The 26,963-nt window shown below is 59.9% G+C and carries 24 protein-coding genes and 1 pseudogene; 8 read left to right on the top strand and 17 right to left on the bottom strand.

Going from position 1 to position 26,963, the window contains the following annotated elements:
- Positions 1–228: 228 nt before the first annotated feature.
- Positions 229–492, bottom strand: coding sequence for a 30S ribosomal protein S20 (rpsT, locus tag O4G74_RS00825; protein ID WP_119379693.1), 264 nt, complete (start codon positions 490–492; stop codon positions 229–231).
- Positions 493–677: 185 nt separating this feature from the next.
- Between rpsT and O4G74_RS00820 the strand changes: the two genes are divergently transcribed.
- Positions 678–1,787: an NAD(P)-dependent alcohol dehydrogenase gene (locus O4G74_RS00820; protein ID WP_269400779.1), complete on the top strand. Its 1,110-nt coding sequence runs from the start codon at positions 678–680 to the stop codon at positions 1,785–1,787.
- 62 nt (positions 1,788–1,849) lie between these two features.
- Here O4G74_RS00820 and O4G74_RS00815 read toward each other — a convergent pair whose 3' ends face one another.
- Positions 1,850–2,626, bottom strand: a complete 777-nt coding sequence (locus O4G74_RS00815) for an enoyl-CoA hydratase (RefSeq protein ID WP_119379695.1) — start codon at positions 2,624–2,626, stop codon at positions 1,850–1,852.
- 105 nt (positions 2,627–2,731) lie between these two features.
- Here O4G74_RS00815 and O4G74_RS00810 point away from each other — a divergent pair, with 105 nt between their 5' ends.
- Both O4G74_RS00810 and O4G74_RS00805 read left to right on the top strand, forming a co-directional pair.
- Positions 2,732–4,615, top strand: a complete 1,884-nt coding sequence (locus tag O4G74_RS00810) for a gamma-glutamyltransferase family protein (protein ID WP_419715360.1) — start codon at positions 2,732–2,734, stop codon at positions 4,613–4,615.
- A 56-nt stretch (positions 4,616–4,671) separates the two neighbouring features.
- The gene (locus O4G74_RS00805; protein ID WP_269400777.1) at positions 4,672–5,022 is read left to right on the top strand and encodes a DUF3147 family protein; all 351 of its coding nucleotides are present in this window, start codon (positions 4,672–4,674) and stop codon (positions 5,020–5,022) included.
- Positions 5,023–5,028: 6 nt separating this feature from the next.
- Here the strand turns inward: O4G74_RS00805 and O4G74_RS00800 are convergent, their stop codons facing one another.
- Together O4G74_RS00800 and mutS are read right to left on the bottom strand one after the other, a co-directional pair.
- Positions 5,029–6,840, bottom strand: coding sequence for an SLC13 family permease (locus tag O4G74_RS00800; protein ID WP_269400776.1), 1,812 nt, complete (start codon positions 6,838–6,840; stop codon positions 5,029–5,031).
- A 130-nt stretch (positions 6,841–6,970) separates the two neighbouring features.
- Positions 6,971–9,652, bottom strand: a complete 2,682-nt coding sequence (gene mutS, locus O4G74_RS00795; RefSeq protein WP_269400775.1) for a DNA mismatch repair protein MutS — start codon at positions 9,650–9,652, stop codon at positions 6,971–6,973.
- A 129-nt stretch (positions 9,653–9,781) separates the two neighbouring features.
- On the opposite strand from mutS, the gene O4G74_RS00790 reads away from it, so the two are divergent.
- Positions 9,782–12,070 carry an NADP-dependent malic enzyme gene (locus O4G74_RS00790; protein ID WP_269400774.1) on the top strand — a complete coding sequence of 763 codons (2,289 nt, stop codon included), beginning with the start codon at positions 9,782–9,784 and terminating at the stop codon, positions 12,068–12,070.
- Positions 12,071–12,122: 52 nt separating this feature from the next.
- Here O4G74_RS00790 and O4G74_RS00785 read toward each other — a convergent pair whose 3' ends face one another.
- The 4 genes from O4G74_RS00785 to O4G74_RS00770 form a co-directional block, all read right to left on the bottom strand.
- Positions 12,123–13,589 (bottom strand): AmpG family muropeptide MFS transporter, encoded by a 1,467-nt coding sequence (locus O4G74_RS00785; RefSeq protein ID WP_269400773.1) that lies wholly within the window; start codon positions 13,587–13,589, stop codon positions 12,123–12,125.
- Entirely contained in the window at positions 13,586–15,058 is a 1,473-nt protein-coding gene (locus O4G74_RS00780) for an ATP-binding protein (protein ID WP_269400772.1), read from the bottom strand. Before O4G74_RS00780 ends, O4G74_RS00785 begins: the two co-directional genes overlap by 4 nt.
- 52 nt (positions 15,059–15,110) lie before the next feature.
- Positions 15,111–15,761, bottom strand: a complete 651-nt coding sequence (locus tag O4G74_RS00775) for an ATP-binding protein (RefSeq protein WP_269401814.1) — start codon at positions 15,759–15,761, stop codon at positions 15,111–15,113.
- A 514-nt stretch (positions 15,762–16,275) separates the two neighbouring features.
- Positions 16,276–16,503, bottom strand: a complete 228-nt coding sequence (locus O4G74_RS00770) for a DUF6471 domain-containing protein (protein ID WP_269400771.1) — start codon at positions 16,501–16,503, stop codon at positions 16,276–16,278.
- A gap of 100 nt (positions 16,504–16,603) precedes the next feature.
- Between O4G74_RS00770 and O4G74_RS00765 the strand changes: the two genes are divergently transcribed.
- Positions 16,604–17,569, top strand: coding sequence for an IS1595 family transposase (locus tag O4G74_RS00765; RefSeq protein WP_269400770.1), 966 nt, complete (start codon positions 16,604–16,606; stop codon positions 17,567–17,569).
- Between the two features lie 20 nt (positions 17,570–17,589).
- Here the strand turns inward: O4G74_RS00765 and O4G74_RS00760 are convergent, their stop codons facing one another.
- Complete coding sequence (locus tag O4G74_RS00760; RefSeq protein ID WP_269400769.1) at positions 17,590–17,898, bottom strand: hypothetical protein; 309 nt, start codon at positions 17,896–17,898, stop codon at positions 17,590–17,592.
- A gap of 902 nt (positions 17,899–18,800) precedes the next feature.
- Between O4G74_RS00760 and O4G74_RS00755 the strand changes: the two genes are divergently transcribed.
- Positions 18,801–18,995, top strand: a complete 195-nt coding sequence (locus tag O4G74_RS00755; RefSeq protein WP_269400768.1) for a hypothetical protein — start codon at positions 18,801–18,803, stop codon at positions 18,993–18,995.
- Here the strand turns inward: O4G74_RS00755 and O4G74_RS00750 are convergent.
- From O4G74_RS00750 to O4G74_RS00730, 5 genes and pseudogenes are all read right to left on the bottom strand, one after another.
- Positions 18,985–19,449, bottom strand: a complete 465-nt coding sequence (locus tag O4G74_RS00750) for a hypothetical protein (protein ID WP_269400767.1) — start codon at positions 19,447–19,449, stop codon at positions 18,985–18,987. The genes O4G74_RS00755 and O4G74_RS00750 overlap by 11 nt on opposite strands.
- Before the next feature lie 60 nt (positions 19,450–19,509).
- A pseudogene (locus O4G74_RS00745) lies at positions 19,510–20,436 on the bottom strand (YifB family Mg chelatase-like AAA ATPase); the annotation flags it as partial.
- An 86-nt stretch (positions 20,437–20,522) separates the two neighbouring features.
- Positions 20,523–20,927 carry a hypothetical protein gene (locus tag O4G74_RS00740; protein WP_269400765.1) on the bottom strand — a complete coding sequence of 135 codons (405 nt, stop codon included), beginning with the start codon at positions 20,925–20,927 and terminating at the stop codon, positions 20,523–20,525.
- A gap of 27 nt (positions 20,928–20,954) precedes the next feature.
- Complete coding sequence (gshB, locus tag O4G74_RS00735; RefSeq protein ID WP_269400764.1) at positions 20,955–21,905, bottom strand: glutathione synthase; 951 nt, start codon at positions 21,903–21,905, stop codon at positions 20,955–20,957.
- A 157-nt stretch (positions 21,906–22,062) separates the two neighbouring features.
- Entirely contained in the window at positions 22,063–22,569 is a 507-nt protein-coding gene (locus O4G74_RS00730; RefSeq protein ID WP_269400763.1) for a fasciclin domain-containing protein, read from the bottom strand.
- A 259-nt stretch (positions 22,570–22,828) separates the two neighbouring features.
- Here O4G74_RS00730 and O4G74_RS00725 point away from each other — a divergent pair, with 259 nt between their 5' ends.
- The gene (locus O4G74_RS00725; RefSeq protein WP_269400762.1) at positions 22,829–23,626 is read left to right on the top strand and encodes an META domain-containing protein; all 798 of its coding nucleotides are present in this window, start codon (positions 22,829–22,831) and stop codon (positions 23,624–23,626) included.
- 12 nt (positions 23,627–23,638) lie between these two features.
- On the opposite strand, the gene O4G74_RS00720 is transcribed toward O4G74_RS00725, so the two are convergent.
- Genes O4G74_RS00720 through rsmI form a run of 3 tightly spaced genes read right to left on the bottom strand, consistent with a single transcriptional unit; the run spans position 23,639 to position 25,626 of the window.
- The gene (locus O4G74_RS00720) at positions 23,639–24,274 is read right to left on the bottom strand and encodes a BON domain-containing protein (RefSeq protein WP_269400761.1); all 636 of its coding nucleotides are present in this window, start codon (positions 24,272–24,274) and stop codon (positions 23,639–23,641) included.
- Positions 24,275–24,317: 43 nt separating this feature from the next.
- A complete protein-coding gene (locus O4G74_RS00715; protein WP_269400760.1) occupies positions 24,318–24,710 on the bottom strand; it encodes a YraN family protein in 393 nt (130 codons plus the stop codon).
- A complete protein-coding gene (rsmI, locus tag O4G74_RS00710; RefSeq protein WP_269400759.1) occupies positions 24,703–25,626 on the bottom strand; it encodes a 16S rRNA (cytidine(1402)-2'-O)-methyltransferase in 924 nt (307 codons plus the stop codon). Before rsmI ends, O4G74_RS00715 begins: the two co-directional genes overlap by 8 nt.
- Between rsmI and O4G74_RS00705 the strand changes: the two genes are divergently transcribed.
- Entirely contained in the window at positions 25,620–26,951 is a 1,332-nt protein-coding gene (locus O4G74_RS00705) for a penicillin-binding protein activator (RefSeq protein ID WP_269400758.1), read from the top strand. The two genes, rsmI and O4G74_RS00705, sit on opposite strands and share 7 nt — an antisense overlap.
- Positions 26,952–26,963: the final 12 nt, after the last annotated feature.

The raw sequence follows: 26,963 nt of genomic DNA, 5'->3' as shown, positions 1-26,963 counted from the left end.
CACGTAAGCTTGTGTAAAAAAATATAGGTACGATTTGTGCCGTTTTCACAGCATGATGTTCCGATTTTGTTCTGTCAACTTAATGGGCTTGGAAATGCTGTGAAAAACCCGGTTTTTGACACCAAAAACCTTCAATTTTTCGCCAATGTTTAAGCAACGAAAAAAGGCCTGCATGATCGCTCATGCAGGCCTTGCATATTTTCAGAGACAACCCGGAAAGGGTTTGACTTAGCCCATCGCCTTGATGCGCGCGCTAAGGCGCGAAATCTTGCGTGAGGACGTATTCTTGTGCAGCACGCCTTTGCCGGCAGCGCGCATGATTTCCGGCTGGGCAACCTGGAGAGCGGTCTGCGCAGCGGACTTGTCGCCCGACGCAATTGCTTCCTCTACCTTGCGGATAAAGCGGCGCATGCGCGAACGGCGTGCGGTGTTGATTTCCGTGCGGCGCGCGATCTTGCGCACCATCTTCTTGGCTGAGCGTGTGTTCGCCATCAAAAACTCCTGAGTGTCCCGTCGGACGCAAGCGGCGGACATACCCAAAGGCCCCTTCGGCGTCAACTGTGATGGGCTGTATCGGCTGAAGAAAGCGCAGCGCGCGATCCTGGTGCGTCGGTGAGGCGCAGGAACGCGCCCCGGACTGTGCGCTTTGTACCTGTGTAAACCCAAGGAATAAAGCCATGACCCAATCCGCCCGCGCCGCCATCGTCGACCAGGCAAAAGCCGAATTTCGCCTGGCTGATGTAGAGATTGATGACCCCGGTCCGCATGAGGTGCGGATCCGGATCGTCGCCACTGGTCTCTGCCATACGGACCTAGCTGTTCGCGATGGCATGCTGCCGACAAATTTTCCTGTCGTGCTGGGCCATGAGGGCGCAGGGGTCATTGAAGCGGCAGGTGAGCATGTCCACGGGCTGAAGAAAGGCGACAGCGTCGTCCTCAGCTATGGTTCCTGTGGGGACTGCCGCCCCTGCATGGAAGGCGACCCTGCCTATTGCGACGATTTCACGGACCTCAACTTTCTCAATAAGCGCCTCGGCAGTGAAGGGAAAGTGCTCAAGGATGATGTGAACGCTGCTTTCTTCCAGCAATCCTCCTTTGCCACCTACGCGATCGCGCATGAGCGCAATGTCGTGAAAGTGCCGGACGAGGCGCCTCTCAAACTTCTCGGCCCACTTGGCTGCGGAATCCAGACCGGTGCAGGCGCGGTCCTCAACACGCTCGCCCCGCGCGCCGGGACTTCTCTCGCAGTCAGCGGGGTCGGCAGTGTTGGTCTTTCGGCTGTAATGGCGGCTAAGCTTGTAGGCTGCCACCCGATTATCGCCATCGACATGCAGGAAGAGCGTCTGAAACTCGCGCAGGAGCTTGGCGCAACGCACACGATCAAGGCGAATGAGGGCGAAGTGCCAGAGATGGTCCGTGAGATCGCGCCCAAAGGTGTCGACGCCGTTATCGAGTGCTCCGGCGCCAAGCCTGCAGCGAGGGCTGGCTGGGCAGCGCTCGCCAATCGGGGCTCGCTCCTGATAGTCGGGGCCCCTCCTGGCGGGACTGATTACGACTTCGATGCTAATGAGCACATATTGAGCGGCCGCAAGATCATTGGCTGTGTTGAGGGTGACAGCGTGGTGAAGGTCTTCATTCCGCGGCTCATCCAGCACTATCTGGACGGAAATTTCCCGTTCGACCGGCTGGTCAGTGAGTACAGCTTTGAAGAGATCAACAAGGCTGTCCATGACATGGAGGAAGGCAAAGCGATCAAGCCAATCCTGATCATGTCCGAGGATGGCTGATCTAAAAGAGGCGCACCTGGCTAATCCGGGTGCGCCTCATTCATATTTATTAGCTTGCGCGCCTAGCGGTTCTTGAAGTGCGGTTCGCGCTTCTCGACGAAGGCTTCCATGCCTTCCTTCTGGTCTTCGGTGGCGAAGAGGGAATGGAAGAGGCGGCGCTCGAACAGGACACCCTGGCTGAGCGTGGTTTCGTAAGCGGCGTTGACCATTTCCTTGGTCATCATCGCGGTTGCGCGCGGCATGGACGCAATCTTGCGGGCGACAGAGCGTGCTTCGTCGACAAGGTCGTCAGTTGGCACGATGCGGGAAACCAGGCCGCAGCGCTCGGCTTCTTCGGCGTCCATCATGCGACCGGTAAGGCACATTTCCATGGCCTTGGACTTGCCTGCAAAGCGGGTAAGGCGCTGCGTGCCGCCTGCGCCGGGTGAAACACCGATGGTGATTTCAGGCTGGCCGAATTTTGCGTTCTCTGCGGCCAGGATGAAGTCACACATCATGGCTAGCTCACAGCCACCACCAAGGGCGTAGCCGGACACCGCCGCGATGACGGGCTTGCGCATGCGGGACGCGCGCTCCCAGTTGCGGGTGATGAAATCAGCATAATACGCGTCGAGATAGGACTGCTCGCGCATTTCCTTGATATCGGCACCGGCGGCAAAAGCCTTCTTTGAGCCGGTGATGACGATGCAACCGATTGAGGCGTCATTGTCGAACCGGTCGAGCGCTTCGGTCAGCTCATCCATGAGCGCATTGTTGAATGCATTGAGCGCGTCGGGACGGTTCAGCGTGATGATGGCAACTGCCTCATCCACCTCAGTCAAAAGCGTTTCATAGGCCATGATACGATCTGGTTCCTGTGCTTGCTTGCCTTTCGCGGTCTTAGCCGCAAGTTGGGGAGGGATAGGGGAAGAAAGACCCCGCGTCGATAGGGAGTGACCAGCATGATGATGACCAACTTGAAGAGTTCTGTGGGTGGAGGGGCCTTCCTCCTGGCGGCGATGGCGGCGGTCTCTGCGACAGCTGCAGCCCAGTCGGCGGAAGCGCAGACCGCTGCGGCCAGCGATGCGCCAGCCCCGTTTGAATATGGCGATCCAGCCGAAGGCGACCGGATGCCATCGGGCCGTGATATCGGCACGCGGTCCTCAGTCGTCGCCCCAAATGCTGCGGCAGCCACGGCACATCCGCTGGCAACGCGGATCGCGCTCAATGTCATGGAAGATGGCGGCAACGCCGTGGACGCGGCAATTGCGGCGAACGCGATGCTGGGCCTGGTCGAGCCGACAGGCAATGGCATTGGCGGCGATCTCTTCGCCATCGTCTGGGACCCGGAAACGAGCACGCTTTATGGCTATAATGGGTCTGGCCGCTCTGCGATGGGTGCGACACTGGAGGATATGCAGGCGGCCGCCGACGAATTCATGGATGGCGAGGAAATCCCGCCCTATGGCGCAGCGCCGGTGACGGTGCCCGGCACGGTGGACGGCTGGTTCGCGCTGCATGACCGGTTCGGTAGCGTCGGCATGGACGAGCTGCTTGCCCCGACCGTTAGCTATGCCCGAGAAGGCGCGCCGATTCCGGAAGTCATCGCCTATTATTGGGGCCGCAGCGCCGCCAACTTCCCGCAATATGCGACAAGCGGCATGATCGAGGAATTCGACAATGCGCGGGAGACCTTCTTCTCCCCGACCCCGCGCGAAGGTTCTCTCTTTACCAATCCAGACCTTGCCAACACGCTGGAGACCATTGGCACCGAAGGCCGCTCTGCTTTTTATGAAGGCGACATTGCGCGCACGATGGGCGCCTATTTCGAGCGGATTGGTGGCTATCTCCGCTATGAGGACTTTGCCGCCCATGAAGGCGAATGGACCGAGCCACTATGCGTCGACTATCGCGAAACCCGCCTCTGTGAGCTTGGGCCGAACACGCAAGGCGTGGCAGCGCTGCAGATGCTGCAGATGCTGGAAGGCTTTGACCTTCGCGGCATGGGCTTCGGGTCACCGGACTCCATCATGGCGCAAGTTGAGGCGAAACGCCTTGCTTTTGCAGACCGTGCCAAGGGGTATGCCGATCCGGCATTCAGCGGGGTTGATCCGGAAGTCTTCATTCGCGACGGCTATAATGTCGAACGCGCGCAGGCGATAAACCTCACAGCGCCGATGTCTCAGGTCGATGCGGGTATGGACTTTGCCGCTATGGCGGCCGACGAGACTCTGGAAGAAGGCGATACGACCTATCTGACGGTCGCTGACCAGAACGGCATGATGGTTTCGCTGATCCAGTCGAACTATCGCGGTATGGGCACCGGGCTGGTTGCAGATGACCTTGGCTTCATGTTCCAGGATCGCGGCCAGCTCTTCAGCCTCGACCCGGAGCATCCAAACGCGTTCGAGCCGGGCAAGCGCCCTTTCCACACCATCATTCCGGCCTTTGCCTACAAACAGGTCGAGGGCGAGTTTCAGCCCTGGATGAGCTTTGGCCTGATGGGCGGCGGCATGCAGCCGCAGGGCCACGTTCAGATCATCCTGAACCTGATCGATTATGATATGGGCCTTCAGGAAGCTGGCGATGCGGCCCGCTGGGAGCATACGGGCGGCTGCGAGCCGACCGACGACTATGCCGGCGACACGTGCATCAACGAATTGGGTGTCGTGCATCTGGAGAGCGGTATCCCATCTGAAACCCGCGCTGAGCTCGAGGCGCGCGGCTATACGGTCGAATGCTGCGACGCAAATGGCGGCGGCTACCAGGCGATCATGAAGGATTTCGAGTCTGGCGCCTGGGTCGCGGCCACCGAAATGCGCAAGGATGGAACAGCGGGCGGGTTCTAGGTCCGCCGGAACGACAAGGATTGCCAAACAGGCTCGCTTGAGGGTGAGATGGACAGATGCTCTATCTCATCCTCAAGTCCATTATCTCTGGCGTATTGATCGCTCTCGCCTCGACGCTGGCCAAGCGCTATCCAGGGTTCGGGGCGCTGATAGCCTCTCTCCCGCTTGTATCGGTCCTCGGTATGATCTGGCTATGGAGTGAGAAGCCAGATGCAGAGACGATGGCTGATCATGCCGGCGCAACATTCTGGTTTGTGATCCCGTCGCTGCCGATGTTCCTTCTGATACCGGTCCTGTTGCGCAATGGCGTCGGGTTCTGGCCCTCGCTCGCAGCGGGGTGCGCGCTAACCGTGCTGCTTTACGGCCTCACGACGTGGATTGGTCCAAAGTTCGGCCTGCCGCTTTAGGCTCGGCTAAAGCGGCCAGAAGAGCGGGATGACAAGCATTGCGACAGCGAAGAAGGTGAGGTTCAGGGGCAGGCCGATACGGGCGAAGTCGCTGAACTTGTAGCCGCCTGCGGTATAGACCAGCGTGTTCGTCTGATAGCCGATGGGGGTCGCAAAGCTGGCGCTGGCCGCGAACATCACGGCAACGACGAAGGCGCGCGGATCAGCGCCAAGGTTCTCGGCAAGGCCTATCGCAATTGGGGTCATCAGGATCGCGGTCGCATTATTTGAGACTATTTCGGTCATGGCCGAGGTTAAAAAGTAGACTGCCGCCAAGGCTGCGAGCGGGCCGAAGACGCCGATCGGGGCAGCGATCGAATTCACCAGCAAAGCAGCCGCGCCCGAATTCTCCATTGCCGTGCCAAGCGCCAACATGCCGAAAATAAGCATGAGGATGTCCCACTGGATTGCCTTGTAAGCATCCTGATGGTCGATGCAGCCAAGAGCGATCACCAGAGCGGCAGCGATAAGAGCGAGCCCGGCAATCGGCATGACGCCAAGCGCGGCGAGCGCCATGACAGCAATGACGGCGCCGATGGCAATCGGGGCCTTGTCACGGCGCAGCGGGCGTTCTGACGTTTCCGTCAGATTGCTCAGCATCAGGTCGTCAAACATCTGACGCATGCCGGCCGGTGGGCCTTCGACCAGAACCGTGTCGCCGAGATTGAAGCGGATGCCCCGCCCTTCAAGGCTGATATTCTCACCGCGCCGGTGGATGGCAAGCGCGTAGACACCATAGAGCCGCACCAGGCCAGCGCCGACGATGGGGCGGCCGATAAGGCGAGATTCCGGGCCGACCACACCTTCCATAAGGACAGTTTCACTGGTCTGTACTGGTTCAATTGCGTGGCGCTGGCTTTCGCTGCCGGACCCGATGGCGACGTCACCTGCTTCGCGCAGGCTTAGCATCTCGGACACCGGGGACCGCACGACGAGGCGGTCGCCTGCCTCGAGGACGAGAGAAGCCAATTCCTCGCGGCGGGAACGGTTGGCCCGCATGACGTCGATAACGGTAAAGCCCTTTTCAGGCGTGAAGCCCGTTTCCTTGATCGCTTTCCCAATGAGTACCGAGTCCACGGGGACCAGCACCTGCGCAATGAAACGGCGGTTCTTCGTCGTGGGCAGAAGGTCTGCCAGCGTGTCGCGATAGGGCAGCAGCCAGCGGCTCGCGAGCGCCATATATATAATGCCCGCGACCGCCATGATGATGCCGGCGCCCGTTATCTCGAAGATGCCGAAGGGCGCGAGGCCTGCATTCTGGGCGACACCATCGACCAGCAGGTTCGTCGACGTGCCGATCAGAGTCGTCATGCCGCCGAAAATGGAGGCGAAAGAGAGCGGAATAAGAAGGCGCGAAGCCGATGTGCCAATCGTCTGGGCAAGGCGAATGGCGACCGGGATCAGGATCACCACGATCGGCGTGTTGTTCATGAAGGCCGACAGCATCACCACAATGGCCATCAGGGCGATGACGGCGACAAGCGGCGTCCAGTTCTTCGCGATCCGGATGACCCAGTTACCCGCCGCCGCAATGACGCCCGTCCGCTCAAGCGCGGCGGACAGGACGAACATGGCAGCGATAGTGATGGGCGCGGCATTGGAAAAGACGCCAAGCGCCTCTGGCACCGAAAGAATGCCGGTCAGCAAGAGGGCGGACATGGCAAGAAGCGCTACGACATCCGCCGGAATCTTTTCGCGCAGGAAGCTGACAAAGACAGCGACCAGCAGCACGAAGACGAGCGCGATCTGGAATTCCTGCGGCAGGATGATGTCAGGCATGAAAGCGGGGCCCCGGTCGTTTCAATCTAACGATAGACGACTGGAGGCAGGGTCAACGCAACCGTCAATTTAGAAGAACTCCTGATGCGGACTATTTCTGAATGCATAACTGGCGTGGATGGCCGCAGGTTCAGCGCTCTGATTTCAAGCGGTAAAGCAAATCGAGGGCTTCGCGCGGGGTAAGATCATCGGGGCTGACCGCGTCGAGCAGCTTCAGGGCTGGGTGATCCTCTGCCGGGCTGAACGCTTCGGATTCTTCAGCGACGGATGCGAATAGTGGCAGCGCTTCGACAGCGTCCGGCTTGGTTTCCAGTTTTTTGAGGACCTGTTCGGCGCGGCGCACGGCGCGGGCGGGTAGTCCTGCAAGTCGGGCGACCTGTACCCCATAAGAGCGGTCAGCGGGGCCGCTTGCGACATCGTGCAGGAAGACCAGCTCATCTTTCCATTCCTTGGCACGGAGCGACAGGTTCGCGGCGCAGGCGAGGTCTTCAGCCAGCCCCGTCAGCTCATGATAATGGGTAGCAAAGAGCGCGCGGCACTTATTGGTGTTGTGAAGGTGTTCGACAGCCGCCCAGGCGATGGCGAGGCCATCATAGGTCGAGGTGCCACGGCCGACCTCATCGAGGATGACAAAGCTGCGCTCGGTCGCCTGATTGAGGATCGCGGCGGTCTCAACCATCTCGACCATGAAAGTGGAGCGCCCCCGCGAAAGATCATCAGAGGCGCCGACGCGTGAGAAGATACGGTCTGCGATCCCGAGCCGGATCGACGCTGCCGGAACGAAGAGACCGGCCTGCGCCAGAATAACGGCAAGACAGGCCTGACGCAGATAGGTCGACTTACCGGCCATGTTCGGCCCGGTAACCAGCGCAAGACGCGGTGCGAGCGCGCCGGAGGCATCAAGGCTCAAATTATTCGCGGTAAAGCCTTCGCCCGTTGCTTTCAGCGCAGCTTCGACCACCGGGTGGCGGAGGGCTTCGGCCTCGAACACCGGCTCATCAGCGAGGACAGGGCGCACAGCGTCATTGGCGTCTGCCCAGTCAGCAGCGGCTGCGGCGACATCGATCTCGGCCAGTGCATGGGCGGCGGCGGAGATGGCGTCATTCACGCCTTCGACGCGCAGGCAAAGTTCCCGGAAGAGCTCAATCTCGCGGGTCTGGGCGGCCTCTTCGGCGCGGGAGATGCGGCCTGCAAGATCCGACAGTTCCGGCGTCGAAAAGCGCATATTCGACGCGAGCGTCTGGCGGTGGATGAAGGTCTCGGCATGCGGCGGCTTCAAGAGTGCGTCGCCGTGGCGGGCAGGCACATCGATGAAATAGCCAAGCACATTGTTGAACTTGATCTTCAGCGCGCTGATGCCCGTGTCATCGCAATAGCGGGCCTGAAGCTCCGCTATGATCTGGCGGCTGTCGCGGCGCAGCGAGCGCGACTCGTCAAGCGAGGCGTCCCAGCCATCGGCGATGAAGCCGCCATCACGTGCGAGTGTCGGCAGGTCTTCAGCCAGCGCACTTTCAAGATCGCTCGCAAGCTCGGCGAGGTCGTCATGCAGCGCCGGGTCGAGGGCGGACACTGCACTGCCGAGCAGCACAGGTAGGCCCGTTTGCAAAGCTGCCAGCATGGAGGCCAGTGACGCGCCTTCCCTAATGGCGACCGCAATGGATTTGAGGTCACGCGGGCCGCCGCGCTCCAGCCGGATGCGCGTGCGGGCGCGCTCCAGGTCCGGCGTGGCTTTCAAACAGGCGCGCGCATCGCTGCGCAGGTCGCTTTCCTGAAGGAAGAATGAAACCGCGTCATAGCGTGCCTCAATCGTTTTACGCGCGCATTCCGGACGCGACAGCCGGTCAGCGAAGAGGCGCGCGCCTGGGGCGGTCAGCGTGCGGTCGACCGTGGCGAGCAGCGTGCCCTTGCGACCGCCATTCATGGCTGTGTCGATCTCAAGGCTGGCGCGGGTGGCCGGATCAATGGAGAGGCTGGCAGACTGGCCACGCCGGTTTGGCGGATCGAGGCGGATATCGGCGCCTGCCTGGGTCAGGCTGAGATAGTCCAGCAGCAGGCCGCAAGCGCAGAGCTCTGCCTTGGTGAAGCTGCCAAATCCGTCCAGCGCGGCGAGCCTGTACGCCGCTTTCAGCGCGCTCTCGCCCGACGCTGAACTGGCCGCGCTTGATGGCCGGCGTGAGACCGGCATCCGCAGGGAAGCGAGGGCCTGGCGCACCAGAGGGCGGGCCTCATCATCCTCTGTCACAAGTAGTTCGCTGATCGGCAGGCTGGCGGCTTTCTCCCCAATCGTTTCGGGCGAGACCTCCATGATCTCGAAGGCGCCAGTAGAGACGTCGCAGGCCGCGATCGCTGCCTCTGTGCCGCCCGCCGCGAGCGCGATGGCGGCGAGGACCTGCCCCTGTCTCGACGACAGGATCGTGTCCTCGGTGATTGTGCCTGGGGTAACAACACGCACGACGTCACGGTTCACGATGGATTTTGAACCGCGCTTTTTCGCCTCAGCCGGGCTTTCAGTCTGTTCGCAGACGGCAACGCGTTCGCCAGACTTGATGAGACGGGCAAGATAAGCCTCTGACGCATGATAGGGCACACCCGCCATGGGGATCGGCTTGCCATCATGCTCGCCGCGCGCCGTCAGCGTGATGTCGAGGATCTCAGCCGCGCGCACGGCATCCTCAAAGAAGAGCTCATAGAAATCGCCCATGCGGAAGAAGAGCAGGGCATCCTGATGCCTCGCCTTTATCTCGAGATATTGCGCCATGAAGGGCGTCGGTGCCTTTTTTTCAGGCGCGGGTCGGGTGGCGGTGTCTGGCATCGGATGAAATCTAACGGATTCGCATGGGAGGTGTGCAAGCCAAATAACCAGTGTAACGCGGGTTGTCGGCAATTCCGCAGCGGCTTAGAGACGAAGACACACTGTAGTCCAAACCTGAAAGCCACTGCCATGACGTCCAAGCGTCCAACCTTTACCGACAAGGAAGCGCTAGACTTCCATAGTCACCCAACGCCAGGCAAACTCTCGGTCACACCGACCAAGCCGATGGCTACGCAGCGCGACCTGTCGCTTGCCTATAGCCCTGGTGTTGCTGTGCCGGTGAAGGCTATCGCGGCGGACAAGGACCTTGCCTACGAGTACACCTCGAAGGGGAACATGGTCGCTGTTATTTCCAACGGAACAGCCATCCTGGGTCTGGGCGATCTTGGCGCTATGGCGTCCAAGCCGGTGATGGAAGGTAAATCTGTTCTCTTCAAGCGCTTTGCTGACGTGGATTCCGTCGATGTTGAAGTGTTCTCGAATGACACCGAAGAACTGATTACCACGATCCGCAACATTGGTGAGACGTGGGGCGGCATCAACCTCGAAGATATCGCCAGCCCTGAGTGTTTCATCATCGAGAGCCGCCTTCGCGAAGAGCTCGACATTCCGGTTTTCCACGATGACCAGCACGGCACGGCGATCATTGCAGCCGCCGGCCTGATCAACGCCTGCAATATCACGGGCCGTGAGCTGCAAGATGTGAAGGTCGCCATTTCAGGTGCTGGCGCCGCTGGCCTCTCCTGCGCAGGCCTGATCCGTCACCTCGGCGTGAGGCCAGAAAATATCCTCATGTGCGACAGCCGCGGGGTCGTCTATGAAGGCCGCACCGAAAAGATGGACCAGTTCAAGTCTGCCTATGCGGTGAAGACCGAGAAGCGCACGCTTACTGAAGCCATGGACGGGGCTGACGTCTTCCTCGGTCTGTCGGTTGCCGGTGCGGTCACCAAGGAAATGGTCGCCAGCATGGCGCCAAACCCGATCATCTTTGCCATGGCGAACCCTGACCCGGAAATCACGCCGGAAGAAATCAAGCAGGTGCGCGATGATGCCATCATTGCAACGGGCCGCTCTGATTATCCGAACCAGGTCAATAACGTCCTTGGCTTTCCTTACATCTTCCGGGGCGCGCTCGATGTGCGGGCTCGCTCGATCAACGAAGAGATGAAGGTTGCTGCCGCGCAGGCGCTTGCGGAACTCGCGCGCGAAGACGTGCCGGACGAAGTGGCCGCCGCCTATCATGGCTCGCGCCCGCAATTTGGCCGCGACTATATCATCCCGACGCCGTTCGACCCGCGTCTGATCAGCTTCGTGCCGCCTTTCGTGGCGCAGGCAGCCATCGATACGGGTGTTGCGCGCAAGGAAATTCCGGACATGGACGAGTATCGCCGCTCACTGGCGCGCCGTCTCGATCCAACTGCCTCCTTCGTGCAGAGCGTTCAGGCTGCCGTGCGTGAGAAGAAAGCCCGCATTGTGTTTGCAGAGGGCGAAGAGCCATCCGTCGTTCGCGCTGCCTTCTCGTTCAAGAACCAGGGTCTTGGCGAGCCGGTCCTGATCGGCCGCGAGGAGCAGGTCACCCGCACTATGCAGCAGATGGGCGTGCCGGAAGGCTCGCTTGAGATCGTCAATGCGCGCCTGTCGGACCGCAACCCGGAATATACCGATTACCTCTATGACCGTCTGAAGCGTCAGGGCTTCCTGCGCCGCGATGCCCAGCGTCTCGTCAACCAGGACCGCAACGTGTTCGGCTCCTGTATGCTGAAATTCGGCGATGCCGATGGTATGATTACGGGTGTCACGCGTAATTATGACGTCGCTCTGAAGGATGTACAGACCGTGCTGGATCCGATCCCCGGCAGGCAGGTTATCGGCATGTCGATGGTCATCAACCGGGGCAAGACGATCTTCATCGCCGATACCTCGATTACCGAACTGCCGGTTGCAGAAGACCTTGTCGGCATAGCCTGTGAATCGGCCAGCTCGGTCAAAGCGCTCGGCTTCACCCCGCGTGTGGCCTTCGTGTCTTATTCGACCTTCGGCAACCCGATGGGTGAGCGGGCCGAAAAAGTCCGCGAAGCTGTCGCCATGCTGGACGCGCGCGATGATATCGACTTCGAGTATGAAGGCGACATCTCGGTCGACGTTGCGATGAACCCGGGCCACAAGCTGGTCTACCCGTTCTCGCGCCTGACTGATGCGGCCAACGTGCTGGTCATGCCGGCCATTCACTCGGCTGCAATCGCAACGAAGATCCTGACCTCGATGAGCCGCGCGACCGTTATCGGTCCGATCCTGCTCGGCTTTGAAAAGCCGGTACAGATCGCGTCACTCGGTGCGACGGTGAACGATATCGTGAATCTTGCGACCTTCGCCGCTTTCGACATCGACATGCTCGGTCACATACCTGCGGCGAAGTAGAAGCTGCGGTATCGCCCAGTTCGTCTGGGTGGAAAATATCAGAGGCCCGATATCAGCTCTTGGCTGTTGTCGGGCCTTTTTCATTGGCGACGGCATCGGCTGGCAGGTCTTCGGCTTCGTCGATCCTAATGCCCTTCGCCCTATCAGGACCATAGCGCATCACGAACAGGATAAGCAGGACTGGCGGAATCGTGTAGAGCGCCGTGACCGTGAAGAAGCCGGCCCAGCCAATTGCTTCTGACAGGGGTCCCGACGTCGTGGTGGCTGCAAGTTTACAGAAGAAGGAATAGGCGGAGCTTAGTAGTGCATATTGCGTCGCTGCAAACTTCCGGTCTGCGAGCGAGGACATATAGGCGATGAAGACAGAGCCGACGAAGCCTGCGGCCAGATTGTCCGCGACAATAACCCCCATCAGGGCCCATACCGTCGGAGTGTGGACTTCCGCGCCGGGTGGCGGGGCGATGCCTTGCGACACCGCGTTCGCCACGATGTCGAGGTCCGGACCAGCAGCGACTGCCAGCGCTGCGAACGCGCCATTCGTCAGCAGGGTAATTACGCCGCCCGCGATCATCGCGCGCATCAGGCTATAGCGGACGGCAACAAACCCGCCGACAAAGCCACCTACGATGATGGGCCACGGGCCAAGAATGCCCTGTATCCAGCCCACTGTCTCACGGCTGTAGCCGAGATCGACATAGAATGGGCTCGCCATGACGCCCATCGTGAAATCGCTGATCCGGTAAAGCGTGACAATGCCTGCGACAGGGATCGCCCAGAGGCCGAACTTCCTGACCAGTTGCCAGAACGGTTCGATGACCGCGTCTTTAACCTTGCCCGCGAAGGACTTGCTTTCATCAACCAGGCGCTCGGTGCGCTCAGGCTCGGAAATGACAAAGATCACGATTGCGCCGATGACAAGCATGACAACGGCCATGAGCGCATAGGCGAAGTGCCAACTGGTCGCGCCCGCAATGACCATGCCGAAGCCGGAGAACATGATGGCGAAGCGATAGCCGAGATTATAGACCGCAGCCATGTTGGCCTGCTCGTCATTGGGCGCAGATTCGATCCGCCAAGCATCGACGGCGATATCCAGCGTCGCCCCGGAAAATGCCAGAACGAGCGCGCCAACGACCACCGGCGTCAGAGCGACTGCCGGGTCGCTTGAGCTGATAAGCAAAAGGCCAAGGGAGGTCCCGCTGATTGCGAGGATCATCCAGCCCCGACGCTGACCAAGAAGGCCGGTCAGCACGGGCAGCTTTATCCGGTCAACGGCCGGTGCCCAAAGGAATTTCAGTGAGTAAGCAAAAGAGACTGCGTAGAGCCCGCCAATGGAAGCCCGGTCGATGCCTGCCTCGCGAAGCCAGAACGAGAGCTTCGAGAACACCATCATGAGCGGCAGGCCCGAGGCAAAGCCAAGAACCAGCATGAAGGCCATGGTGGGCTTCAGATACTTGCGAAAAGCGCTCGACAGTGTCTCGCGCCCGTCAGGCGAACCGGCTTTGGACGTCTCGCTCATGCGGCCCCTTGCCGGCGCGCAGTCCAGTCTGTGGCGAGGCGGCGGAGAGCTTCGGCGTCGAGCGGCTTGGCGGCGACACCATCGGCGCCGCTCTTGCGCGCCCGGCGCTCGATTTCGGGATTGATTTCAGCAGAGATCGCGATGATCGGCATGGTCTGTCCGGCCTCTCTAAGGGCTTTCATTGCTTCATAGCCGTCCATGATCGGCATGCGCAAATCCATAAATACCAGAGCCGGTGAAATTGTCTCGGCAATGTCGACAGCTTCGCGCCCGGTCGAGGCCACAGTGACGCTGAAACCAGCCGACTCCAAGGCGCGCCGTGCAATCAGCGCATTTACCGGGTTATCGTCGGCGATCAGGACGCGGCCGTCAGCTGAGGCAGCGATTTCGTCTTCTCCGCCCTTGCCACCTTTAGAGACTAGCAGGATGCGTTCGACGAGAGACGAGTCCCTTAGCGGACGCACCAGCCAACCTGTCACACCCATCTTGTGAAAACGGCTGATCAGGCCGCGATCGGCCGGGCGCACTACGACAAGCACTGGCGCGATGGCGGTGAGTGCTTTCAGGCTACGTTCTGGAAGTTCTGCAGCCGCGATGATGAGCGATGGACGGGCGCGGCGGGCTTCTTCTGCTGAATGCACCAGCGATATCCGGGCGCCGTTTTCTTCGAGCGCGCCCCATGCCGACAGTGAAGTCGCCGGGGGAAGTCCGGCAAAGGCGATATGAAGTCCGGACAGCTTGTCCGAGCGGATCGAGCGTTCATCTTCGATGATGTCGGCGGGCGCCTCAGCGCGGAAACATGTGCCGTCGCCCGGGGCGCTTTGCAGCGTGATCGAACCGCCCATCGCCTCACTCAGACGTTTCACGATGGCTAGGCCGAGGCCAACGCCGCCATCCTTGCGCGCATCATCAGCAGAAGTCTGGCGGAAGGCATCGAATAGCCGGGTCTGGTCCTCAGCAGCGATGCCGGGACCCGTGTCGCGCACGTTGAAGACGAGCTTGCCTCGGCGATAGTCCATATCAACCAGAACACCGCCCGTTTCGGTAAACTTGAGGGCGTTGCCGACAAGATTGAAAAGGATCTGTCGAAGCTTACCGGCATCGGCTTTCAAGCGGGCCGGTACACCCGGTCGGCACAGGACACCGAGGTCCAGCCCGACCGCATGGGCGCGGGGCGAAAGAAGCTCGGTGACTTCCCGGGCCAGATCACGCACGCAGAAGACTTCCGGTTCCAGTTCCGGGGCGGCTGTATCGAGGCGGGCATAATCGAGAATGTTGTTAAGAAGATCTAGAAGACGCGAACCGGACGCGCGGATCGCCTCGGCATATTCCTTCTGGGCCGGGTCGAGCTCTGTCTCAAGGAGCAATGAGACAGTGCCGAGAATACCGTTCAGTGGTGTGCGGATCTCATGGCTGGTGGTCGCCAGAAAGGCCTGCTCGGTCGACGTGGCGTCATTCTTCTCTGTCATGGCGGTGAGTCCTACCGCGAAACATTGAGCAATGACTTAACTGGTACCACGCCTAATGCGCGAGCGAGCGCGCATGGCTGACGGTTTCCCCTTCGGGCGGACGGCGGCGATAGCTCAGTGCTTCGGCAATATGGACACGCCGCACCCCACCTGCGCCATCCAGGTCCGCAATTGTGCGAGCAACCTTCAGCACGCGGTGATAGGCGCGGGCCGACAAGGCAAGCTTGGCTGCGGCATCAGCAAGGAGGGCGTTGGCGGCTTCATCCGGGGAAGCAATATCGGTCAAGTGGCGTGTAGGCGCGTCGGCATTGATCTGGCGGCGGCCATCCTCTGCCCCCAGCCTCTCGAACCGGTCTGTCTGAATGTCGCGCGCCTGCTGAACCCGTGTTGCAGCTTCACTTGTCCCTTCGGTTGGGGCGGGCAGGGCAAGGTCAATGGCAGTAACAGGTGGGGTATCGAAAAAGAGATCGATCCGGTCGAAGAATGGCCCTGAGATGCGTGACTGATACTGACGGGCGCAGGCAGGTCCCCGGCGGCAGGCGTCGTCACCGGGCCCACCGCCACAGCGGCATGGGTTCATGGCCGCAACAAGCTGGAACCGTGCCGGGTATCTGACATGTCGATTGGCGCGAGAAATCACGACTGCGCCATCCTCCAGAGGCTGGCGAAGGCTGTCGAGTACCTGGGCCGGGAACTCCGGTATTATGGCGCAAAGTCCGCAAATGTGATGTGAAGCGCATCGTTTGCGGCGTGGTTTGAATCGAATGCGCGGATGAGGCGTTTTGACTCAGTACCGGTTTCTTAGGAATTGCTGGATATTGAGAGCGAATGACCGGGCCAACATCCACGCCGACCCGGCCATCCTGCTTACACTAGTTTCCTAGCGCTTGCGGCAAGGTGCTGGCTTCGAACGCCGGTGCGGCTTCACCGTCACTGACTTCGGGCCAGGCTTCTTGCTCGTGCGCACAGTGCGCACCTTCTTTGTGCAAGACATAGCTTTCTCCTTTCCCGGGCTCACATTGCCCGCCCGTATCAGGTTATGAGCCTGAGGGTCAGAGAATCAGTCTTGCACTTTGAGAGTATAGCGCGATTGTTAAGACCTTGTTAACCAGCGGATTTGAGCAGCGCCCATGCCGCTGGAGCCGCGATCCACGCAAGGCCAAGAGCGTAGTCCCACCATCGCGTTGGTGGCGCGTAGTTTGGATCGTTGTTCCAGCTCATGCGAGCTGCACGTCCTTCGCTCCGATGGCGTCCATGCACATTATAAAGAATGCCGTAGTGAAGCTGCCCCGGCTTATCTTGTTGGTCAGGTTGCGCTCTGATTCTGGGCTGCCGAGATTGGTCAGCCGCTCCGCAAGCTCGCGATAGGTCAACCCTCGCCGCTTAAGCTCCGCCTTCAGTATATTCTTGGCGCGCGTTTGATACTGAGCATCTACGTCTGACATAGGGAGTCTCCTAAAAGCATCATATTTGATGATATACACCCTTGACAGCGGTGATGTATACATCTAATTACGGTGATGAACCTCACCGGATATGATGTAAATGGCTCAACACTTTCTCCTTTCGCCCGCCGCTAAGACGCTTTCACTCGCGAAAGTGCTTCGCATGTCAGACGAAGATGCAAAGTCATCCTTCCGCGCGCTGCGCTGGGCCTCAACGGACGGTGAGCCTGTTTGCCCTAAGTGTGGCTGCCTCGATCACTCTGACCTTAAGCGCCCTGACTACTGGCAGTGCAAAGGCTGCAAGTACCAGTTCAGCATGACTAGCGGCACGATATTCCATAGCCGCAAGCTGAGCGTCCGCGATATACTGGGCGCAATCGCTATCTTCACGAATGGCGCGAAGGGCTACAGCGCCCTCCAGCTCTCCCGTGATCTATGCATCACCTACAAGGCCGCCTTCGTTCTTTGCCACAAGATGCGCGAAGCGATAGGCGCCGCACGCGACGAAGGCGCACTCTCCGGCAACGTGGAAGTCGATGGCGCGTACTTCGGTGGCTACGTGAAGCCTGCCAACCGCCGCGAAGATCGCAAGGACCGCCGCCGCAAAATCCACCAGTCCGGCAAGCGCCAGGTCGTTATTGCCATGCGCGAAACCAAGGGCCGCACGCGCACGGGCGTTGTCTCGAACGAAGCGGAAGGCGTTGCTCTGACCCGCGCCAACGTCCAAGCTGGCGCAACCGTCCACGCTGACGAAGCCGCTCACTGGGACAAGCTGGCCGCTCACTTCCCGATAAAGCGTATCAATCACCAGAAGGCTTACTCTCAGGACGGCGCTAACACCAACGCCGCTGAGAGCTTCTTCAGCCGCATCCGCCGCGCCGAAATCGGTACGCACCACCATGTTGCAGGCAAGTACCTCGCCGCCTACGCAACTGAGATGGCATGGCGCGAAGATGCACGCCGCACCGCTAACGGCTCACAGTTCGCCATGATAGTCAGTGCAGCGGCTATCGCGCCAAAGTCGGACGCTTGGTGCGGGTACTGGCAAAAGAAGCGGCAGGCATAAAACCTGCCGCTTCCATCGTTCTAGGCTGCGGACAACAGGAACTCGCGCCCCTGATTGGTGAGAGCCAAGCCGTCAGGAATAGGCTTGAGATAGCCCTTGCAGATAAAGTTGCTGCTAGCCTGACGGTGACTGTTGATATTCCTCACGCGCTGTTCCCACCGCAATTCGGTGGGACGCGTGGAGGAAGGTTCACAGTCGGTTTCGGAAAGATCGACGGAATCTGGCAAAAGCGCCAGAAGCTGCCGATATGAGGCCGAGCCCGATGGCTGAGAAGCCAGAAGGCGCATGGCCGCGAGCGCAAGATCGCGCTCAGATGTAGACGTTTTCATTGAGAAAACCCCTTGCCATAAGTTGGCAGGGGTGATTCAATACACCCCTGCCGGTTTCAGTTGGATGCTAAGCCCGCATTAAGACCGCGCCCTTGCAGGGGTGCGGTCTTCGTCGTTTTAGGCCCGTCGCACGCTGCGTAGCGTTACGCGCTAGGGCTAATCCCGTATCGTCATTCACGCCTCCTTTCTGCGTCCCGATTCGGGGCCACAACATGATTAACGTCAACTTCGCCCCGCGAGTCAACTAGCTTTTCCGCCTCCATTGTGGAGAGCTCCGCTTCGGGGCGAAGTTTCCCTTGAAAAAAGCCAGTGTTGGTGGGATATTTTATTTCTGCGCCATGAAGCAATTTTTTTAAGCGGAGAAGCTTATGACCCGTCCAAGAAGCCCCTCATACCCAAATTTCTCATTAGAACAAGCACTTAGCCGAGTGGAGATGGCATACAACCAAGACCGAACAAACACTCTGGACCGAGAGACCCTCGCCACCCACATCGGCTACAGCGGACTAAGTGGCGCTTCAGACAAGGCGATCGCCACCATTTTCCAATACGGACTGATTGAGAAGGTCAGCAAAGGAGAGGTCAGAGTATCGCAACTGGCTGTAGACTGCCTGTACCCGGACCCAGATGAAGGTAACGCGCGGGCGTTACATCGGGCGGCATTCAGTCCAGAGCTGTTCGCGCACCTCAAAGAGCGATTTCCTGACAGGCCGTCCGAGGGTGCTCTGAAATCCTACCTAAAGCGCGAGGGCTTTGTTGAGCGCGCGATTAACCCAGCGGTATCATCGTATCTGGAAACTTGCTCATTTCTGGAGCTAAAGAATGCTTACGAAAGCGCTGGAGTACCCCAGTCGGAAGCGGCAGACTCGCCTCAACCAGCACAAACAGAGGCACCCCCACCCATGCAAACCGCCGCACCCACGCCAGCCCCAGCCATGCACGCGAGTTTCTCCGGCCCGTCCTATACCTTCGCAGATGGTCAGGTCGTCCTGTCTGGCACCATTAGGAACCAGCAGGACGCGAAGCAGTTGGTGAGCTTCATCAACGCCGTGACACCCATGCTGAAAGCCGCAGAGCCAGAAGAACCTAGCGAGTAGAAACCCGCCACAGCTTGTAAGGCCCGTTCGCGTCGTGGTCCGTGGTCCAGCCCTGATCTTCGATCAAGCCTTGGTTCACGCATGACTTTATGCACGCGCCGATGCGCTTCCTTATAGCGTTCATGGTGGCCTCGTCAGCCGCTAGGCCGCGATCCTTTACCCACGCTTCCGTGATCTGGCGTGAAGTCATAGGCTCCGACGCCTCGCGAAGCGTGTTCAGAACGAAGCGCTTCACGCTTCCCTTCTCCGCGCGATGCTTCGTGACGTATTCCTTTATCGCGTAGGTGTCCGCGTTCGGGTCGAACAGGCGGATAGCCGCGTCCAGGTGGTCTATGTCCACGGTGAGCTTCTTGATCTCCGCTTTGTACTTTTCGCGGAGGGCTTGAAGCTCTTTGTGTTTGGCGACGAGGCCAGAGACGGTGTTGGGACGGTCGTATGTGATTTCGTTCTTCATAATGGGCGATGAGTAACATCACCGCTTATGATTGTCTATACATCACATTTGCGGACTTTGCGCCATAATACCGGGGAACTCTGGCAACTCGTCCAGAAAGAGCACGCCATGATGGGCGAGCGATACTTCGCCGGGTCTCGCCTTGATGCCGCCGCCTACTAGGGCAGCCATTGAGGCGGAATGATGCGGCGCGCGGAAGGGGCGCTGACGCGAGAGCTTGCCGCGCTCCAGCATGCCAGCGACGGACTGGATCTGCGAAACTTCCAGAAGCTCTGTTGCGGACAGAGGCGGTAGCAGGCCGGGCAGGCGCTGGGCCAGCATGGATTTTCCAGACCCGGGCGGACCGCAGAAAAGCAGGTTGTGACCACCAGCCGCCGCAATTTCGAGCACGCGTTTCGCGCCATCCTGACCCTTTACATCGGCAAGATCCGGTACGGCCTGCGGCGGCGCGAGCTCTCCGGCGACCGGGGCGGGCAGGCTGCTACGGCCTGCGAAGTGATTAATCATGGCGATGAGGCTTGGCACGGCCAGCGTGCCTTCACCGGCCCATGCCGCTTCAGGGCCGCAGACTTCGGGACAGATCAGCCGTAGGTCCATCGCCTGCGCCGCCATGGCGGCAGGGAGGACCCCCAGCGTCGGCCCAAGCGCGCCGTCCAGCGATAACTCCCCAATGGCTGCATGACCATCCAGCGCGTCGGGAGCGATCACGCCCATGGCCGCCAGCATGGCAAGCGCGATGGCAAGGTCATAATGGCTGCCCTCCTTGGGGAGGTCGGCAGGTGCGAGATTGACCGTGATCCGCTTTGGCGGAGTGGCAAGACCAATGGCGGAGAAGGCCGCGCGAACACGTTCCTTGCTCTCGCCGACGGCCTTGTCGGGCAGACCAACAATCGTGAAAAATGGATTGCCTGAGCTGATCTGAACCTGAACGTCGACGGGTTTGGCTTCGATGCCTTCGAAGGCAAATGTCGTGACGCGGCAAACCATGGCGATATCCTTTCGCAATCCAGCCTAGCATGAGGGCCGGAACAAAGAAAGAACAATATCGCCTGAAGGTTTAAGTTTGTATAGGCCTAGTCGAGGCGAATGACGTCGTCGTCATCCTCTGTATTTACGTCGGGGGCTTGCGTCCGGCTGCGGGTCGCGATGTCTGCGGCAGGATTGTTGAGACCCGGCACTGCGACTTCAGGCACATCGTTCAGGCGCGTTGACGCAGAGCTCTCCGGCATTGGAATATCATTCGAGGGCGCTGGCGCGTCAGGCGTGCGCAGGTTGAACCCACCGGAAGCCTGTGGAGCGGCTACTGGTTCACCGCCCGGAATGCGCAGATTGAAACGCGAACTGCTGGAAGTGGTCGCAGCAGCGGTGGGTGCAGCTGCCTCAGCCGATACATTTTCCGGCTCGGCAGGCGCCTGCTCAGAACAGGCAGTTCCTGCAAAAGCGATGGCTACGCCCGCGGCGATTGAAAGAGCTTTCATATTCATTCCTCCAGAGTGTGCGCGACCTCAGGATTTGGCAACTCTGTCTTGCACACAATCCCAGAAAATGCTGGCCGCATCTATACCTGAAAAGCGTTTCAGCTCCTGTATGCCAGTCGGCGAGGTGACGTTTACTTCGGTGAGCTTGTCGCCGATCACATCAATACCAACAAAAAGCTGATCACGGCGGCGCAGCTCAGGGCCAATAATATCACATATATGGCGATCGATATCGCTGAGCTCGGTCGGCTCCGCCGTGCCGCCAACATGCATGTTGGAGCGTGTCTCGCCCTTCTTGGGGCGGCGGTTGATGGCGCCAACGGCCTCACCGTTGACCAGGATGACGCGCTTGTCGCCATTACTGACAGCCGGAAGGAAGGCCTGCGCGATCAGGGGCTCGCGCGTGCGCTCGAGAAACATTTCCATCAGGGAAGAGAAATTGCTGTCGTCTTCTTTCATACGGAAAACGCCCGCGCCGCCATTGCCGTAGAGTGGCTTGATGATGATGTCCCGGTGGCGCTGACGGAAAGCCTCGATGGCTTTCAGGTCGCGGGAGATCAACGTGTCGGGGATGATTTCCGGGAAGAGAAGCGGGAACAGTTTTTCCGGACCGGAGCGGACGAATTCTGGATCATTCAGGACCAGCGTCTGCCCTTTGAGAAGCTCAAGCAGGTGGCAGGCCGTAATGTAGGACATGTCGAATGGCGGATCCTGACGCATCAGGACGACATCAATGTCGCTTGCAAGATCGAGCACGGTTTCGTCGCCGAATATGCCCGGTATTTCTTTCACCCGTTGAACCGTTGCCGGACGCGCGCGGGCCAACAGCCTGCCTGTGTCAAAGCTCAGATGCTGGGGCCCATACACAAAAATCTTGTGTCCACGCGCTTGTGCTTCTTCTGCAAGCGCAAAGGTGGTGTCTGCGTTTATGTCCACCTTTTCCAGCGGGTCCATCTGGATCGCGATCCGCAAGCTCATGGCGCCTGGCCCTCCATCAAATCTCTTCTGACTGGCTATATGAAGATGATTGCCCGGTTTGATAAGCGCCTTACCGGCATTGCGCTGGCATCAGGCATAAAAAGCGCCCTCTCCATGAAGGAGAGGGCGCTTTCGCAATCCCTGGGAGGAAAGGGATTTATTCTGGCAGGATGACGCTGTCGATGGCGTGGATGACACCATTCGAGGTGTAAACGTCCGCCATGATAACTTCGGCGCCGCCAACGGTAATGGAATGGCCATCATTCACGACTTCGATCGTCTCGCCACCAAGAGTTTCGACTTCGGTCGAACCTTCAGCGATATCGCCGGACTTGATCTTGCCGGCAACGACGTGGAGCTGGAGGATTGCCTGAAGCTGCTCGATATTCTCGTCCATGAGCAGCGTTTCGACCGTGCCCTCTGGCAGGGCAGCAAACGCTTCATTGGTTGGCGCGAAAACGGTGAATGGACCTTCCGCGGAGAGGGCATCGACGAGACCGGCTTCGGACACGGCGGTCACGAGCGTCGAGAAATTGTCATTGGCCGAAGCGGTTTCGACAATGTTCTTCTTGTCGGACATCTCGGAATGGCCGTCTGCAAAGGCCACGCTGGCGCCGCCAACAAGCAGGGCGGTCGCGGCGACGGATGCGAAGAATTTTTTCATGGGAGGCTCCTTTGGTGTTTTGGAGCCATGTCTACGCGGCGCTTTTGGCGTTGGATCATTAAAATTTATAAACAATTCAACGTTCTAATTTCCGCTGCAATACCCCTGTTCCATCCCTACGGTCCTCGGGCGTCTCCGGATCACTCAACCGTGAATTCATGCCTGAAAGGCAGCGGACGAAATGTTTCGCCCTGCCCAGAACTTGCTGAACTGCGTTGCCTGACGGTAAAGGTCACCAACGCCAGACAAAGAGTCTCTCATGAAGAAAACGTCGATCATTTTTTGTGGCCTGGTCCTGATGGCAGGCTGTGCGCAGACCGGTCTGGAAACGCCCGCGACAGAGCCCGGCAGCGAAGTCACGGGTTCTGATACGGAGGCAGAGGTGCAGGAAAGAAGCATTTTCGGTTCACTGACCTATCGCCAGCGTATCGCCTTGCCTCAAGGGGCCGTTGCAAGCCTCGCGGTACGTCGCGTCGAAGCGGTTGGCGACGACGTGCTCGCTGAACAGAGCTTCGCCCTGAATGGCCGTCAGGTGCCAATTCCGTTCGAGGTTGCCGTCGCTGATAAAGGAGCTGGCACGGACAGCCTGAGCCTCACAGCGACCGTTTTGGACAGTATGGGTGAGCTTCTATGGCAGACAGACGACGCGGTCACGTTTGTTGCGGACAGTGCGCGAAATGATCTTGGCATGATCATGTTGTCGCCAGCCGGAAATGATGAAGTGACATTATCCGATGTCGCTGGACGCGACTGGATGATTGCCCGCCTGAACGGTGAGCCTGTGCTGACCTCCGCCCCGATCGTCTTGCGGTTTGATGAGAATGGTCAGATTAGCGGCAACGCGTCCTGCAACGCCTATACGGCCAGCGGTACAATCGAGAACAGCATTCTCTCCATCGGCCCAATTGCCCTGACGCGCAAAGCCTGCATGCCGGAAGTCATGGCGCAGGAGAACTTCTTCCTCGATCTGATGGAAAACGTCTCACAGCTTCAGATCGACGAGACCGGTCTGCTAACCGTGACATCGGACTGGGGCGAGACGCTGACAGCCCGCTAGCCGGGCCCGCACCTAGTAGACCGCGCCGCCAAGCAGTTCGTCGTCCGGTGCGCGGGTGACGGCGCCTGCCCGGCGCGGTGTCTCTCGGACGCGAACATAGGACACGACCCGGTTTACACCGCCGACAAGGCTGGCTTTCTCAGCGGCTGCCTCAAGTTCTGCGTCGGAACGGGCGAGGCCCATGAGATAGACGACGCCATTATAGGTCTCGATATTGAAGTTGACGCTCTTGATGTCGCGCGCAGCGATCAGGGAAGAGCGCACGCGCGCCGTGATCAATTCATCGGATGCATTGGCGAAAAAGCCACCGGGCGCCTCGATCTGGATTTCGTTGGCGACATCGGTCACACGCGTGGAGCTCCAGGCGATGTCTTCGGCCTTCACGCGCATCTCCGGGCTAGAGACGCGTCCTGAGAGAAGGGCCAGGCCGTTGGACACTTCGACGTCCACCTCGCCATAGCCGCCTTCGCTTAGCAGCTTCGCCTTGATCTCGTTGGACGCTGACGCGTCGTCGACGGCTTCGCCCATTGTGCGGTCCTGAACAGCGGCGACGCCTACAGCACCTGCGGTGCCAACTGCGGCGGCGACGCAGCCACCCAGCGCAAAACTGCTTAGCAGGAGCGGGGCCATGAGACGTGTAATAGCCATGTGAGCCTCTCGGTTCGGTTCTAACTTCTAGTCTGCCACCGCCCTAGCGTCCGCTTGGGGCGAAATCTGGGCGCCACTGATCAGCCAGGTGCATTGGCCTGCGGCGCGGCCGGATCACGACAAGGTCGAAGCGCCAGCTGAGCGCGCGCAGATCCGGCCGACGCGCGGTCCAGCTGTCTGCAGCGCGATTGATGCGCATCCAGGAAGAAGCAGTGACCGCATTCGCCGCGCTTGTGAAGTCAGAGCGTGCCTTCACCTCGACGAAGGCGAGAACATCGCCCTTGCGCGCGATCAGATCGATTTCACCCACTGGAAGGCGCACGCGCCGCGCAAGGATGCGGTAGCCCTTGAGGCGAAGCCAGAGTGCAGCCAGCGTTTCGGCGCGGCGGCCGCGCGTTTCTGCCGCCTGGCGCCGTGCTCTTTGCGCTCTAGCCATTCTTGAGCTGCAGCGCGCGCTGATAAAGGTCTCGCTTTGAGAGACCGAAGACGTCGGCAACCTCATTTGCCGCGGCCTTCATCGGCAGGCGCTGCATGGCGTCCGTGAGTGCGGCATCAATATCGCCCGCCTCAGCGGCTTTCACCTCTGGCGGACCGACAAGAACGACGATCTCGCCCTTCGGCGCGCCATTGGCTTCGTAGTGGGCTGCCAGCTCTTCCAGCGTCCCGCTGCGCACTTCCTCGAACAACTTGGTAAGCTCGCGCGCCACGACACAGTCGCGCTTTGGCCCCAGAATTTCAGCCAGATCGGCAATTGAGGCTGCGAGCCTTGAGCCGCCTTCATAGAAAATCAGCGTCGAGGGCACCGTTTTAAGCTCCTCGGCAGCCCGCTTGCGTGGCCCTGTCTTCGGCGGAAGGAAGCCGCAGAACATGAAACGGTCGCTCGCGAGGCCGGAGGCAACGAGGCCTGCTAGCATGGCGGATGCACCTGGCACGGGCACGATGCGGACGCCCGCCTTGCGCGCTTCGTGCACCAGCTTCCAGCCTGGGTCGGACACAAGCGGCGTACCTGCATCCGAGATCAGGGCGAGCCGCGCGCCGTCTCTCAACCGCTCAATCAGTCCGGGGCGTCGTTCGGCCCCATTATGGTCATGATAGGGGCTCACTTTCGCATGAAGGCCATGCGCATCAAGGAGCTTGCGTGCGACCCGTGTATCCTCAGCGAGGACCTCGTCGACAGCTGCGAGCGTGTCGAGGGCGCGGAGCGTTATGTCTCTGAGGTTGCCGATGGGTGTCGACACAATGTAGAGCCCGGGATCAAGACGCGCGACTTCATGTTGCGCGGGCCCCGGCCCGGCACTAGTCTCGCCGGACGTCTGGCCGCTCGATCGAGAAGAAGGAAAACTGGATGACATTTGGTCTACCATCGCGCTTTGCGCGTCTTGCGCCAAGCCTTGCGCTGGCAAGTTTTCTGTTAGTGACCGCATGTGCGACCGATCCGATGCGTCCGCCAGCGCCAATCGAGACCGGGCAGAGCCGCGGCGACCGGGGAAATGATCGTCCCGATCGCAGCGACCAGGGTGTCGAAGAAGAAGGCCTCGATGGCCTCCATGATGATGAAGGCATTACGCCTGCCGAAGACGTCTCCGACGCTGACAATGGCTACTTCACGCCGGACTTCATGGGCGACCGTGACCTCTTCCGCATCGGCGTGCTTCTTCCATTCTCACACCCCAATTCCGGTGTGCGCGCCGAAGCTGAAGGCATGCTGGCCGGTATAGAGCTGGCTTTGTTCGACCATGCAGGCGAAAACATGCTCGTCCTTCCAAAAGACACAGCCGGCTCTCAAAGCCAGGCAATTGCCATGGCCGAGCAGGTGCTCGATGAGGGCGCAGATGTTATCCTCGGCCCGCTCTTCGGCACCAATATCGAGGCACTCAACCGTGAAGGTCTTGGGTCCGAGACGCAGATCATCGGCTTCTCCAATGATAGCAGTGTCGCGGGTGGAAACACCTGGCTCGCATCCATCACGCCAGAGCAGGAAGTCGCTGCGCTGGTCAGCTACGCTGTTTCCCAAGGTTATCGCCAGTTTGCCTATTTCGGACCTCAGAGCGATCTCGGCCAGCGTATTGAAACGGCGCTTCAGCGTGAGGCGAGCCGTGTGGGCGGCCGCGTAGCCGCAAGCGGTTTCTACCCTGAAAGCACGCAGTCACCGGACTCCGAGGCTCGCTATATCGCCAACGCCGTGAACAATGCCCAGCAAGGCGGCGGCAAGGTCGCCATCCTGATCCCGGAGCGTGGCACACAACTTCGCCGCGTCGGCCCGCTTCTCAGCTATTACGGCATGAGCCGCAATGTGCAGATGATGGGTCTGTCCGGCTGGGACGATCAGTCGATCTGGCGTGAGCCGTCGCTGCGTGGCGGCTGGTTCGTCGCACCGTCGCGCGACGACGTTCAGGCCTTTAATACCAAGTTCCAGCGCATCTACGGACGCGGCCCGAGCTCGCTTGCTTCTACGGCGTATGATGCGGCGGCTCTCGTCAGCCAGCTCGGCGCGGACGGCGAAGTCACGCGCGACGAGATCGCCTCGCGTGATGGGTATCTCGGTGTGAATGGCGTCTTCCGCTTCGCCCCGTCAGGCACGACAGAGCGTCGTCTCTCGATCTATGAGGTCGCAGGCTCGCAAGGTGCGGTGGAAATCAACAAGGCAGCGCAGACCTTCGATGCGGGCACCAGCTAGGCTGGTGAACCG

This window comes from Henriciella marina (assembly GCF_027213945.1).
GTDB classification, from domain to species: Bacteria; Pseudomonadota; Alphaproteobacteria; order Caulobacterales; family Hyphomonadaceae; genus Henriciella; species Henriciella marina_A.
The sequence above is the reverse complement of the archived record's forward strand: the minus strand, read 5'-3'. Positions and strand labels throughout refer to the sequence as shown.

Excerpts from the sequence above, each read along its gene's own strand:
- O4G74_RS00800 (WP_269400776.1), bottom strand. The coding sequence starts at position 6,840 with ATGCCTGACATCATCCTGCCGCAGGAATTCCAGATCGCGCTCGTCTTC.
- O4G74_RS00780 (WP_269400772.1), bottom strand. The coding sequence starts at position 15,058 with ATGACAGAGAAGAATGACGCCACGTCGACCGAGCAGGCCTTTCTGGCG.
- rpsT (WP_119379693.1), bottom strand. The coding sequence starts at position 492 with ATGGCGAACACACGCTCAGCCAAGAAGATGGTGCGCAAGATCGCGCGC.
- O4G74_RS00810 (WP_419715360.1), top strand. The coding sequence starts at position 2,732 with ATGATGACCAACTTGAAGAGTTCTGTGGGTGGAGGGGCCTTCCTCCTG.
- O4G74_RS00705 (WP_269400758.1), top strand. The coding sequence starts at position 25,620 with ATGACATTTGGTCTACCATCGCGCTTTGCGCGTCTTGCGCCAAGCCTT.
- O4G74_RS00805 (WP_269400777.1), top strand. The coding sequence starts at position 4,672 with ATGCTCTATCTCATCCTCAAGTCCATTATCTCTGGCGTATTGATCGCT.
- O4G74_RS00815 (WP_119379695.1), bottom strand. The coding sequence starts at position 2,626 with ATGGCCTATGAAACGCTTTTGACTGAGGTGGATGAGGCAGTTGCCATC.
- O4G74_RS00820 (WP_269400779.1), top strand. The coding sequence starts at position 678 with ATGACCCAATCCGCCCGCGCCGCCATCGTCGACCAGGCAAAAGCCGAA.
- O4G74_RS00760 (WP_269400769.1), bottom strand. The coding sequence starts at position 17,898 with ATGAAAACGTCTACATCTGAGCGCGATCTTGCGCTCGCGGCCATGCGC.
- O4G74_RS00755 (WP_269400768.1), top strand. The coding sequence starts at position 18,801 with ATGCAAACCGCCGCACCCACGCCAGCCCCAGCCATGCACGCGAGTTTC.
- O4G74_RS00740 (WP_269400765.1), bottom strand. The coding sequence starts at position 20,927 with ATGAAAGCTCTTTCAATCGCCGCGGGCGTAGCCATCGCTTTTGCAGGA.
- O4G74_RS00715 (WP_269400760.1), bottom strand. The coding sequence starts at position 24,710 with ATGGCTAGAGCGCAAAGAGCACGGCGCCAGGCGGCAGAAACGCGCGGC.
- O4G74_RS00730 (WP_269400763.1), bottom strand. The coding sequence starts at position 22,569 with ATGAAAAAATTCTTCGCATCCGTCGCCGCGACCGCCCTGCTTGTTGGC.
- rsmI (WP_269400759.1), bottom strand. The coding sequence starts at position 25,626 with ATGTCATCCAGTTTTCCTTCTTCTCGATCGAGCGGCCAGACGTCCGGC.
- mutS (WP_269400775.1), bottom strand. The coding sequence starts at position 9,652 with ATGCCAGACACCGCCACCCGACCCGCGCCTGAAAAAAAGGCACCGACG.
- O4G74_RS00750 (WP_269400767.1), bottom strand. The coding sequence starts at position 19,449 with ATGAAGAACGAAATCACATACGACCGTCCCAACACCGTCTCTGGCCTC.
- O4G74_RS00785 (WP_269400773.1), bottom strand. The coding sequence starts at position 13,589 with ATGAGCGAGACGTCCAAAGCCGGTTCGCCTGACGGGCGCGAGACACTG.
- O4G74_RS00790 (WP_269400774.1), top strand. The coding sequence starts at position 9,782 with ATGACGTCCAAGCGTCCAACCTTTACCGACAAGGAAGCGCTAGACTTC.
- O4G74_RS00770 (WP_269400771.1), bottom strand. The coding sequence starts at position 16,503 with ATGTCAGACGTAGATGCTCAGTATCAAACGCGCGCCAAGAATATACTG.
- gshB (WP_269400764.1), bottom strand. The coding sequence starts at position 21,905 with ATGAGCTTGCGGATCGCGATCCAGATGGACCCGCTGGAAAAGGTGGAC.
- O4G74_RS00720 (WP_269400761.1), bottom strand. The coding sequence starts at position 24,274 with ATGGCTATTACACGTCTCATGGCCCCGCTCCTGCTAAGCAGTTTTGCG.
- O4G74_RS00725 (WP_269400762.1), top strand. The coding sequence starts at position 22,829 with ATGAAGAAAACGTCGATCATTTTTTGTGGCCTGGTCCTGATGGCAGGC.
- O4G74_RS00765 (WP_269400770.1), top strand. The coding sequence starts at position 16,604 with ATGGCTCAACACTTTCTCCTTTCGCCCGCCGCTAAGACGCTTTCACTC.